The organism is Halobaculum sp. P14 (assembly GCF_051195155.1).
Taxonomy (GTDB): Archaea; Halobacteriota; Halobacteria; order Halobacteriales; family Haloferacaceae; genus JBNTKA01.
In genome coordinates this window covers 362,983-374,648 of record NZ_JBNTKB010000001.1, presented here as the reverse complement: position 1 = coordinate 374,648, position 11,666 = coordinate 362,983, and the positions used below count along the sequence as shown (strand labels likewise).

Annotated in this window: 10 protein-coding genes; 6 read left to right on the top strand and 4 right to left on the bottom strand. The window is 69.5% G+C overall.

The features are described 5' to 3' along the window. Positions 1-30: 30 nt before the first annotated feature. Positions 31-963 carry a PhzF family phenazine biosynthesis protein gene (locus ACQUS7_RS01935; protein ID WP_435144088.1) on the bottom strand — a complete coding sequence of 311 codons (933 nt, stop codon included), beginning with the start codon at positions 961-963 and terminating at the stop codon, positions 31-33. 197 nt (positions 964-1,160) lie between these two features. On the opposite strand from ACQUS7_RS01935, the gene ACQUS7_RS01930 reads away from it, so the two are divergent. The 3 genes from ACQUS7_RS01930 (at position 1,161) to ACQUS7_RS01920 (ending at position 3,627) form a co-directional block, all read left to right on the top strand. Next, entirely contained in the window at positions 1,161-2,555 is a 1,395-nt protein-coding gene (locus ACQUS7_RS01930; RefSeq protein ID WP_435128253.1) for an NAD-dependent succinate-semialdehyde dehydrogenase, read from the top strand. Positions 2,556-2,659: 104 nt separating this feature from the next. Next, a complete protein-coding gene (locus tag ACQUS7_RS01925; RefSeq protein ID WP_435128255.1) occupies positions 2,660-3,157 on the top strand; it encodes an NYN domain-containing protein in 498 nt (165 codons plus the stop codon). Then, positions 3,154-3,627, top strand: coding sequence for a PUA domain-containing protein (locus ACQUS7_RS01920; RefSeq protein WP_435128257.1), 474 nt, complete (start codon positions 3,154-3,156; stop codon positions 3,625-3,627). The genes ACQUS7_RS01925 and ACQUS7_RS01920 overlap by 4 nt, the downstream gene beginning before the upstream one ends. A 49-nt stretch (positions 3,628-3,676) precedes the next feature. On the opposite strand, the gene ACQUS7_RS01915 is transcribed toward ACQUS7_RS01920, so the two are convergent. After that, the gene (locus ACQUS7_RS01915; protein ID WP_435144084.1) at positions 3,677-4,591 is read right to left on the bottom strand and encodes a presenilin family intramembrane aspartyl protease PSH; all 915 of its coding nucleotides are present in this window, start codon (positions 4,589-4,591) and stop codon (positions 3,677-3,679) included. After that, positions 4,588-5,511 (bottom strand): presenilin family intramembrane aspartyl protease PSH, encoded by a 924-nt coding sequence (locus ACQUS7_RS01910; protein WP_435144082.1) that lies wholly within the window; start codon positions 5,509-5,511, stop codon positions 4,588-4,590. The genes ACQUS7_RS01915 and ACQUS7_RS01910 overlap by 4 nt, the downstream gene beginning before the upstream one ends. Before the next feature lie 241 nt (positions 5,512-5,752). On the opposite strand from ACQUS7_RS01910, the gene ACQUS7_RS01905 reads away from it, so the two are divergent. Genes ACQUS7_RS01905 through ACQUS7_RS01895 form a run of 3 tightly spaced genes read left to right on the top strand, consistent with a single transcriptional unit; the run spans position 5,753 to position 10,579 of the window. Beyond that, entirely contained in the window at positions 5,753-6,094 is a 342-nt protein-coding gene (locus tag ACQUS7_RS01905; protein WP_435128260.1) for a DUF7518 family protein, read from the top strand. A gap of 41 nt (positions 6,095-6,135) precedes the next feature. Continuing rightward, entirely contained in the window at positions 6,136-9,735 is a 3,600-nt protein-coding gene (gene smc, locus ACQUS7_RS01900; RefSeq protein ID WP_435144079.1) for a chromosome segregation protein SMC, read from the top strand. After that, on the top strand, positions 9,728-10,579 hold the full coding sequence (locus tag ACQUS7_RS01895) for a segregation/condensation protein A (RefSeq protein ID WP_435144077.1): 852 nt from the start codon (positions 9,728-9,730) through the stop codon (positions 10,577-10,579). The genes smc and ACQUS7_RS01895 overlap by 8 nt, the downstream gene beginning before the upstream one ends. A 20-nt stretch (positions 10,580-10,599) precedes the next feature. On the opposite strand, the gene mtnP is transcribed toward ACQUS7_RS01895, so the two are convergent. After that, positions 10,600-11,457, bottom strand: a complete 858-nt coding sequence (gene mtnP / locus ACQUS7_RS01890; protein ID WP_435144074.1) for an S-methyl-5'-thioadenosine phosphorylase — start codon at positions 11,455-11,457, stop codon at positions 10,600-10,602. Positions 11,458-11,666 lie beyond the last annotated feature (209 nt).

Genomic DNA, 11,666 nt, shown 5'->3' with positions numbered 1-11,666 from the left:
GTGACGTGAATTCGAATCGGAGGATTCGACTCAGGCCTCGATGATGTCGTCGTCCTTGGGTTCGGGGACTCGGATGGTTCCGTCGAAGGCGGTCACGGCGTCCCCGCCCACGGTCGGCTTCCGGCCGCCTGCGGCGCGGACGTACACGTGGCCCGGGCGGTCGACGAAGTGGCCCTGCTCGAACGTCATCACGTCGGCCGTCCCGTCGAACGCGCCGAAGTGGTCGAGGTAGGCGCCGCAGGCGCCGGAGGCGGTCCCGGTCACCGGGTCCTCGGGGACGCCGGCGCCGGGGACGAAACACCGGCCGTGCAGCGTCGACTCCGCGTCGAGCGCGTCGAACGTGAACGCGTAGACGCCGGCGGCGTCGTGGTCGGCCGCGAGCGCCTCCACCGCGGCGAAGTCGGGGTCCATGTTCCCGACGCGTTCGAGGAAGTTCACCGGGACGACGAGGAACGGGAGCCCCGAGGTGGCGTACGCGACCGGGAGTTCCGCGCCGACGTCGCGGAAGGCGTTCGGGTCGCAGCCGAGCGCGTCGCCGACGCGGTCGTAGTCGACGTCGACCTCGTACACCTCCGGGCTGTTCTGGGTCATCCAGACGCGGCCGTCGTCGGTGACTTCCACGTCGAGCACGCCGACGTTGGTCTCCAGCGTGTGCGCCCCGGGGTCGACCGCGCCGGTTTCGGCGAGGTGGGCGTGGGTCGCGATGGTCGCGTGCCCGCACAGGTCGACCTCCGTCGTCGGCGTGAAGTACCGGACGCGGCGGTCGGCGTCCGCCGACGGCAGCACGAACGCCGTCTCGCTCACCGAGAGCTCTCGGGCGACGGCCTGCATCTGGTCGTCGGTCAGCCCGTCGGCGTCCGGGACGACGCCGGCGGCGTTTCCGGCGAGCGGCTCGGTCGTGAACGCATCCACGAGCAGCGCAGCCCGACTCTCACCGCCGACCGAATCCGTGTCGCTGTCCATGCGGACGGATTCGGCTGCCGGCCCCTTAAACTCGGGACTGTTTCGGACGCGGACAGCGGCCACCGCCGCCGACGGTGCTGACGGGCCAGTGGCGTCTCCGATTCGCGCCCCCGTCTCGCGGTTCGATGTCGAACTGCCCTCGGCGCGACGGCTCCGTGCGCGAACCGCTTTTGTGAGTGGGTGTGTAGGTCACTGGCATGGCTCGAATCAACCCTGCGACCGGCGCCGAACTCGACCCGGTGCCGTCGGATAGCGACGCCGACGTGGAGGCCGCGCTGACGGACGCGGCGGAGACGTTCCCGTCGTGGGCGGCCCGCGGCATCGACGAGCGCCGGTCGCTGCTCGCGAACGCCGCGGAGGCGCTCCGCGACAACGCCGACGAGTACGCCGAACTGATGACGCGCGAGATGGGGAAGCCCGTCGACGCCGCGCGCTCGGAGGTCGAAAAGTGCGCGTGGGTCTGTGACCACTACGCCGAACACGCTGCCGACTACCTCCAGGACGACCACCAGCCCGGGCCGCCCGACGCGGAGACGTTCGTCGCGCACGAACCGCTCGGTGCGGTGCTCGCGGTCATGCCGTGGAACTTCCCGTTCTGGCAGGTGTTCCGGTTCGCCGCGCCGCACCTCACCGCCGGCAACGTCGGCCTGCTGAAACACGCCTCGAACGTCCCCGGGTGCGCCCGCGCCATCGAGGACGTGTTCGCCGAGGCGGGCTACCCCGACGGCGTCTTCCAGAGCCTCGTCGTCGACGCCGACACCGCCGAGGACGTCATCCGCGACGACCGCGTCGCCGCCGTCACGCTCACGGGCAGCGAACCGGCCGGCCGCGCCGTCGCCGAGACCGCCGGCCGCGAACTCAAGAAGACGGTGCTCGAACTCGGGGGCAGCGACCCGTTCGTCGTCCTCGACGACGCCGACGTCGCCGCCGCGGCACGGACCGGCGCCCGCGCGCGAACCATCAACTCAGGGCAGTCCTGCATCGCGGCCAAGCGGTTCGTGGTGCACGCCGACGTCTACGACGAGTTCCTCGACCGCTTCGTCGACGAACTCGCGGGGCTCACCGTCGGCGACCCGACCGACGAGGACACCGACGTCGGCCCGCAGGCCCGCGCCGACCTCATGGCGGACCTCCACGACCAGGTGGAGCGCAGCGTCGACGCCGGCGCGACCCTCGAACTCGGCGGCGAACCGCTCGACCGCGACGGCTTCTACTACCCGCCGACGGTGCTCACCGACGTGCCGCGCGACGCCGCCGCGGCCGTCGAGGAGGTGTTCGGCCCCGTCGCCGCCGTCTTTGAGGTCGACGACGAGGCGGAGGCGGTCGCGCTCGCGAACGACACCGACCTCGGCCTCGGCGCCTCCGTCTGGACCGCCGACCGCGACCGCGGCCGCGCGCTCGCCCGCCGCATCGACGCCGGCGCCGTCTTCGTGAACGAACTCGTGAAGTCCGACCCGCGGCTCCCGTTCGGCGGCGTCGGCGACTCCGGCTACGGCCGCGAACTCGGCCGCGACGGCATCCGCGAGTTCACGAACCGGAAAACCGTCTGGGTGCAAGACGCCGACGGCGACGCGGCCTCGCGCTCCGAATAGCCGCGCAGTCCTGCGGTTCTCTGTCTCTCGTCGCCGATTCGGGGCGCGGATTCGGTCGACGCTCGCCCGACACGACTAAATCGCGGAGCCCACATGCACGAACAATGACCGAGATTCATCCGGGCCAGCGGGTCGCGGTTCTCGCGGACTCGCAGAACCTCTATCACTCGGCCCAGAGCGTCTACTCGCGGAACATCGACTACTCGGCGATGCTCGACAAGGGCGTCCAGGAGCGGACGCTGACGCGCGCCATCGCGTACGTCATCCGGGCGGACTCGCCGGACGAGCAGTCGTTCTTCGAGGCGCTTCGCGACATCGGGTTCGAGACGAAGATCAAGGACATCAAGACGTTCGGCGACGGCTCGAAGAAGGCAGACTGGGACCTCGGGATGAGCCTCGACGCGGTGACGCTCGCGGACCACGTCGACACGGTCGTGCTGTGCACCGGCGACGGCGACTTCGCGCGGCTCTGCTCGCACCTCAGACACGAGGGCGTCCGCGTCGAAGTGCTCGGCTTCGAGGAGTCGACCGCCAGCGAACTGAAGGAGGCCGCGGACTCGTTCATCGACATGAGCGAGCGCGAAGACACCTTCCTGCTGTGAGCTCGACGCGAGGCCTCCCGTCGCTCCGCACCGTCGCCGACTACCAGTTCGGCCGCGGCGTCGGCGACGCGCTGTTCCCGCCCGAGGCGACCGACCTCGAGGTCCGCCGGTCCACCAGCGGCCGGCCCCGCCAGGTCGTCTGTGACGCCGGCCGCATCGTCTCGTACGGCACCGACGGCCGGTTCACGCTCGGCCTCGAAGGCGGCCGCCGGCTCCGCGACGCGCTCGAACACCCCGGGTACAGCGTCGTCGTCGGCGACGAGTCCGCGCCGTTCGTCCGCGACGGCAAGAACGTGTTCGCGAAGTTCGTCTCCGCCGTCGACGACCGCGTCCGCCCGACCGACGAAGTCGCCGTCGTCCACGAGGACGGCACGCTGCTCGCGGTCGGCCGCGCCGAACTCTCCGCCGACGGGATGCGCGACTTCGACAGCGGCATGGCCGTGAAAGTCCGCAACGGCGCCGACGACTGAAAACGACCGAGTCGTCCCCGCGGACGACGCGTCCGGCGTCGCCCCGGCCTCAGAGCAGCAGCGCGGCGAGCCACCCGGCCACGGCGCCGCCGTTCACCCACGGGAGCCCCGCGTGCAGGCCGCGCCGTCTGTGGACGAGCACCTGAAGCGCCGCGAACCCGACGAACGACCCGACGAGCGCTCCGACCGCCGGGGCGGGGAGCACCGGCACCAGGGACGGCGCCGCTTCGACCGACCAATCGCCGAGGGCGGCGGCGCCGTGGACGGCGGCGCTCGACGTCAGAAGCGCCGGGAACAGCGCGTCGCCGGCGCCGAGAATCGCGGCGGTGGGCGCGCGTGCCGGCGCGCCGTCCCGGTCGCCGGCGTCGACGGTGAACGCCGCGTCGTCGTAGTCGTCGCTCGTCGGAACCACGAACATCGACGGGAGCCGGAGGTCCGAGGCCGCGTCCGCCATCGCTCCCATGTGGCCCGACCCGTACACCGCGTAGACGTCGTACGCGGCGACGGCGACGAGCGCGCCCGCCGCGTACGCCGGGGCGAGACTCGCGCCGAACAGCCCCGCGGCGCCCGCGACGGCGACGACGGCGACCGCGTTCCTGACCGCCGGACGCGGCACGAACCAGACGAGGCCGACGCCCGTCGCGGCCAGCACCGCGCCGGCGACGTCGCCGACGAACGCGGACAGCGCGAACCAGAGCGCCGCGCCGACGGACGCCACCATGACCGCGCGGACGGCGCGCCGGCTCACGCCGAACCGGGCGACGGCGAGCGACAGCGCGGTGCCGAACGCCACGCCGAGCACGAGCGGAAGCAGCGCGTCGCCGCCGTCGCCGTACCGGAGCCCGGACGACGCGAGTCGCGGCGCGACGAGCACCGCGAGGAGCTGGACGGCGCCGAACAGCGCCGCGGTTCCGACGACGCCGCGGACGCGCGGTCCGCCCAGCGCCCCGGGCAGACGGCTCACAGGTACGGCGCCAGCCCGAGCGCTTCCACCAGCGGGACGCCGACCGCGATCGAGCCGAGCAGGTAGCCGCCGATGGCGCCGCCGTTCAGCAGCGGCAGTCCGGCGTGCGGCCGCCCCTTCAGCACCATCCGGAGGAGGACGCCGAGCCCCGCGAAGGTGCCGACGACGGCGAGCAGCGACGGCAGCCCCATCGCGGGGAGACCGGGGACGCCGAGCGCCGGGGCCGGCGAGAAGAACGCCGCGGAGGCGACCATGACGGCCGGCATGACGGCGTCACCGAGGCCGATGAAGAACACCTCCCGCTCCGCCTCGTCGGTGCCCTCCGTCGCGTCGCTCACGTCGTCCTGGTCGAGCAGCGAGAACGACAGCGACAGCGGAATCACCAGCACCACCGGGATGTTGAGTTCGAGGACGCCCTCCGCGAGGTCCAGCATGTGCTCGGTGCCGTAGACGGAGATGGCGTCGTACACCGCGAGCACCGACAGCAGCAACACCGCGGGGAGCAGCCCGAAGCTGATGCCGAACAGGCCGGCCGCGCCGGCGCCGATGATGGCGCCTGCGGCGTCGATGACGTACCACTCCGGGTACAGCCACAGCGCCGCGACGACGACCGCGGAGGCCGCGACGGCGCCGACGCCGGGCAGGAAGACGGAGAACACGTACCACGACAGCATCCCGGAGGACAGCAGGATGACGCCGCGGACGACGTTGTCGAGGTCGAACCTGAACGCCGCCAGCATCAGCCCGGTGACGACGAGAATCGCGAGGAGGTAGACGGCGCTGTTCGTCGGGTTCTGCGGGTTCTCGACGGTCTGGTAGTTCATCGCGTCGAACGTCGGCACGAGCGCAACCGCGCCGAGCTGGACGACGAGGAAGACGACGGCGGCGATGGCGACGCCGCGGGCCGCGCGGGTGTTCATCGCCTCGCGGTTCGTCGCCGCCGGGTTTGGTGGTTGTGGTTCACCCCCTGCGTCGACGAGTCGCGCCGGCCAGTTTCGCAGTAGTCGGCCCATTTCGTATCGTCGCATCCGGTTTATCGAACCGCGGTGTGCGGCGCAGCGTTCCGGGCTGAAACGGCCGTATTCAGGCGATAGGGGGCCCGTGGGGCGTCATCCGGATGTCTGACGCGGGTTTATACGCCTGGAGCGTGCCAAACCGGGTATGGGAAACAGGGTTGAGGACCTCGAGAAGCAGGTCGCCGAACTGCAAGCAGCAGTCGACGGACTGACCGAGGAGCTCGTCGAGACGAAGGAGCGAATCAGTCAGCTCGAAGCGGCGACGACCGTCGAGGAGTCCGGGTCGGAGTCGGGCGACAGCCACGCCGAGTTCGTGCCGAACGAGTCGGCGACCGAGCAGTCCGCCGCCGACGACGACGGGCCAGTCGAGTCGGAAGGGTCGGCGCAGACCGCCGCCCGCGGCGGCTCCGAGGAGGACGCCGACGCTGACGGCGACGACGGCGACGACGGCGACGCCGAGGACTCCGACGACATCATCGTCGCGTAAGCGGCCCTCCCCGTGCGACGACCGTCGCACAGCCACCACTCATGCACATCAAGGAACTCGTTCTGGACAACTTCAAGAGCTTCGGGCGGAAGACCCGCATCCCGTTTTACGAGGACTTCACGGTCATCACCGGCCCGAACGGCTCCGGGAAGTCGAACATCATCGACGGCGTGCTGTTCGCGCTGGGCCTCGCGCGGACGCGCGGCATCCGCGCAGAGAAACTCACTGACCTCATCTACAACCCCGGCCACGACGGCGACGAGTCAGCCGGCGGCGGGGAGCGGGAGGCCAGCGTCGAAGTCATCCTCGACAACACGGACGGCAAACTCGACCGGTCGCAGGTCGTCAACGCCGCCGGCACCGACAACGTCGGCGACGTCGACGAAATCTCGATTCGGCGCCGCGTCAAGGAGACAGACGACAACTACTACTCGTACTACTACCTGAACGAGCGGTCGGTCAACCTCTCTGACATCCAGGACCTGCTCGCGCAGGCCGGCGTCACGCCGGAGGGGTACAACGTCGTCATGCAGGGCGACGTCACCGAAATCATCAACATGACGCCGGGGCAGCGCCGCGAAATCATCGACGAGATCGCCGGCGTCGCCGAGTTCGACGGGAAAAAGGAGGACGCGTTCGCCGAACTCGACACCGTCGAGGACCGCATCGACGAGGCCGACCTCCGCATCGAGGAGAAAGAGGAGCGGCTCGAACAGCTCTCGGACGAGCGCGAAACCGCGCTGCAGTACCAGGAGCTCCGCGACGAGAAGCAGGAGTACGAGGGCTACCTGCAGGCCGCCGAACTTGAAGAGAAGCGGTCGGACCTCGCGGACACCCGCGCCGAACTGGACGAGCGGTCCGAGCGGCTCGAAACGCTGCGCGCCGAACTGGACGAGCGGCAGGCCGCGGTCGACGACCTCGACGCCGAACTGGACGAGCTGAACGCCGAAATCGAGCGGAAAGGCGAGGACGAACAGCTCGCCATCAAGTCGGAAATCGAGGAGGTGAAAGGCGACATCTCCCGGCTCGAAGGCAAGATCGAAAACCAGGAGGAGCGCGTCGAGGAGGCCGAAACCGAGCGCCGCGAGGCGTTCATCGCCATCGACCGGAAGCAAGAGGAAATCGACGAACTCGACGCCGACATCCGCGAAATCAAGGTGGAGAAGGCGAACCTGAAGTCGACGCTCACCTCGAAGCAGACCGAGGTCGCGGAGATTCAGTCCGAAATCGACAACGCCGACACCGAGTTCGACGAGCTGAAATCCGACCTCGCCGACGAGAAAGAGCGGCTGGAGTCGCTGAAGGCCGACAAGAACGAGTTGCAGCGCGAGAAGGACCGGCTGCTCGACGACGCGCGCCGCCGGTCGAACGAGATTTCGGAGGTCGAAGCCGAGATTCAGGAGGCGGAGGAGGCGATTCCGGACCTGAAGCGCCGCATCTCCGACCTGCACTCCGAACTCGACAAGGCGCAGAAGAACGAGCAGACCGCGAACGACGTCATCGACGACCTCCAGGCCGAAAAGGGGGAGCTGCAGGACGAACTCGACGACGTCGAAGAGGAGATACGGGAGAGACAGCAGGAGTACTCACAGCTCGAAGCGCGCGCGGACTCGTCGGGCGACACGTCGTGGCCGCGCGCCGTCACCACCATCACGAACGCCGAGTTCTCGGGCGTCCACGGCCCGGTCGGCGAACTCGCGTCCGTCGACGCGGAGTACGCGAAGGCGTGCGAGACCGCGGCGGGCGGCCGGCTGGCGAACGTCGTCGTCGACGACGACGGCGTCGGCTCCGACTGCATCGACTACCTGAAACAGCGGAACGCCGGTCGCGCCACGTTCCTCCCCATCACGAAGATGGACGACCGGAGCCTGCCGCGGCAGCCGAACGACCCCGGCGTCGTCGACTTCGCGCGGAACCTCGTCGACTACGACGCGCAGTACGACCCCATCTTCTCGTACGTGCTCGGGTCGACGCTCGTCGTCGAGGACATGCAGACCGCGCGGCAGTTCATGGGCGACTACCGGATGGTGACGCTCGACGGCGACCTCGTCGAGAAGTCCGGCGCCATGACCGGCGGCTCCGGCGGCGGGTCCCGCTACAGCTTCTCCAAAAGCGGCAAGGGCAAACTGGAGCGGGTCGCCGAGGAGATTCACGAACTGGAGGACGACCGGCAGGAACTGAAAACCGAGATTTCCGCGGTCGAGAGCGACCTCGACGACGCGCGGTCGCGCGCCTCCGAAGCCGCAGACAAGGTCCGCGACATCGAGGCGGACGTCGCGCGCGCCGAGGAGAAGTTAGAGGAGAAGCAAGACTGCATCGGCGAGCTCGAAGACCGGCTCGAGGAGCTCCGCGCCGAGCGCGAATCCGTCGACGAGGAGATGACGGCGCTCGACGAGGACATCGCGGAGCGCGAATCCGAAATCGAGTCGGTGGAGTCCGAAATCGCGGACATCGAGGCGGAGCTGGCCGACTCGAAGATTCCGGAGCTGTCCAGCCGCGCCGACGAGATCCGCGAGGAAATCGACGAACTCGAAACCCGGATGGACGACCTCGACGGCGAGCTGAACGAGCTGCAGCTCGAAAAGCAGTACGCGGAGGACGCCGTCGACGACCTCCACGACACCGTCGAGGAGGCGCAGAACAAGAAGGCGGACGCCGAGGAACGCATCGCGGAGTTCGAGGACGCCATCGCCGACAAGGAGGCGTCTCTGGAGGAGAAGCGGGACGCCATCGCGGAGCTCGAAGACGAGCTGTCCGACCTGAAAGAGGACCGCGAAGCCGTCAAGGAGGAGCTCCGCGAGGCGAAGTCGGCGCGCGACGACCAGGAGGCGAAGGTCGACCGCGTCGCGTCGAAACTGGAGTCGCTCCGCGAGACCGCCGAGCGGCTCGAGTGGGAGATCGAAGAGCTCGAAGCGCAGGTCGGCGACTACGACGCCGACGACATCCCGGACCACGACACCGTCGAATCGGAGATTTCGCGGCTCGAATCCGAGATGGAGGCGCTCGAACCCGTGAACATGCTCGCCATCGACGAGTACGACGACGTGAAGGCCGACCTGGAGGACTTCCAGGAGCGCCGGAGCGTCCTCGCGGACGAGCGCGACGCCATCGAGGAACGCATCGACAGGTTCGACAAGCAGAAAAAGCAGACGTTCATGGACGCCTTCGAGGCCATCGACGAGCAGTTCCGCGACATCTTCGAGCGGCTGTCCGCCGGCAGCGGCGAACTCGTCCTCGAAGACCCGGACGACCCGTTCGAGGGCGGCCTGACGATGAAGGCGCAGCCGGCGGACAAGCCGGTACAGCGGCTCGACGCGATGTCCGGCGGCGAGAAGTCGCTGACTGCGCTCGCGTTCATCTTCGCGATTCAGCGGCACAACCCGGCGCCGTTTTACGCGCTCGACGAGGTCGACGCGTTCCTCGACGCCGTCAACGCCGACCGCGTCGGCGAGATGGTGCACGAACTCGCCGGCGACGCCCAGTTCGTCGTCGTCAGCCACCGGTCGGCGCTGCTCGAACGCTCCGAGCGCGCCATCGGCGTGACGATGCAGGAGAACAACATCTCCGCCGTCACCGGCATCCAGCTCGGGGAGGACGGCGAGACGCCCGGGCCGGAGCCGGAGGTGTCCGCGGATGATTGAGGCGCCCGGCGACGTCGCCCCCGCGGACGCGACGGACGACGACGAGGTCGAGCCGGTCGAGCTGCTCGTCCAGCTCGCCGAGGACGGCGAAATCGACCCGTGGGACATCGATGTCGTCGAGGTGACGGACGCGTTCCTCGACCGGCTCGACTCGACCGACCTGCGGACAAGCGGCCGCGCGCTGTTTTACGCGTCGGTGCTACTCCGCATGAAGTCCGACGCGATGCTCGGCGACGACGACGACGAGGACGCCGACGAGGTGGAGCCGTGGGAGGAGGCGTTCCGCGACGGCCCGATGGAGGCCGGTGACGCCCCGGCGGACGACGGCTTCGACCCGGTGTCGGCGCTCGAAGACGAGATGGACCGCCGGCTGGACCGCAAGTCCACCCGCGGCTCCCCGGAGACGCTGGACGAACTCGTCCGCGAACTCCGGGAGGCGGAGCGCGGCTCGTGGTGGAAGGAGTCCCGCGAGTACGACACCTCGGAGTCGCCGCGCGGCTTCTCCCGCGGCACGCAGACGCTGGAGTACCACGGCGCCGACGACCTGCGCCGCGAGGGGGAACCCGGCGAGGACGACGTCACCGGCACGACCCACGAGGAGGACATCGACGCCGTCATCGACGACGTCCGCGGGGAACTCCGGCCGCAGTACGACCGCGGCCGCACCGAGGTGCTGTTCCGGGAGATTCGGGGCGCCGGGCAGACCCCCGTCATGACGTACCTGGCGCTGCTGTTCCTCGCACACCGCGGCGAAATCAGGCTGCAGCAGGACGACCTGTTCGGCGACCTGTGGGTGAAAGACGGCTCCGCGCCCACCGTCGGCGACGAGGCGACCGCGGACTGACCCGGGTCGCCGTCGGCCGGCTACAGGTAGTCGCCGATGAACAGGTCCAGTTTCTCGCGGGTCTCGTCCGGAATCGCTTCCGTCGGCGTGTTGATGGTGCCTTCGAGCGACCCGTGCGCCTCACACTCCAGGCCGTCCGGGAACGTCCGGATGGCGTGTTCGACCGTGTTCTTGATGGCCTCCTCGTTGGCCGCGGCGTTCTCCAGCACCTCCTCGAGCGACACCTCGGCGTCCTGCTTCCAGACGTCGTAGTCGGTGACGCCGGCGACGGTGGCGTACGCCATCTCGGCTTCCCGCGCCAGTTTCGCCTCCGGCACCGCGGTCATGCCGACGACGTCCCAGCCCTGCTCGCGGTAGAACTCTGACTCCGCGCGCGTCGAGTACTGCGGCCCCTCGATGCAGACGTACGTGCCTTCGTCGACGACGCCGCCCTCGGTCGCCGCCTTCGCCGACGCCGCGAGGTGCTCTGCGAGCTTCGGGCTGTACGGCCGCGTGAACTGCTGGTGGACGACGACGCCGTCGCCGAAGTACGACAGGTCACGGCGCTTGGTCCGGTCGTAAATCTGGTCCGGGACGACGAGCGTCTGCGGCGCGAGGTCCTCGCGGAGCGACCCGACGGCGTTGCTCGCGAACACGTATTCGACGCCGGCCTGCTTCAGCGCGTAGATGTTCGCCTTGTACGGCAGGTCCGTCGGCGACCGCTGGTGGTCCGGGCCGTGCCGCGGCAGGAACACGATTTCGCGTCCGGTGTCGCCGAACTCGCCGATTTCGAGCGGCGCGGACGGCTCGCCGAACGGCGTCGTCACCGACTCGGTCCGCGTGTTCGTCAGGGGCAGCGCCTCGTAGATTCCGCTGCCGCCGATGAAGCCGATGGTCATCGTTCTGCTCGGCCGTTCGTCCGAGCGGCGCTAAAGCGTGTGGATTGCGACCGGCCGCTCCGGGCCCCGCTTCTCCCCGGATTCGACACGGGATTGCTCGCGGCGGTCGGATGCGGCGGGTGAACGAACCAAAATGGCCCATCGCTGGCCTGCTCACGATGGCTACGGGCGGGTTCCTCCGACTGCGACCGGTCGTCGAACTCCCGGCA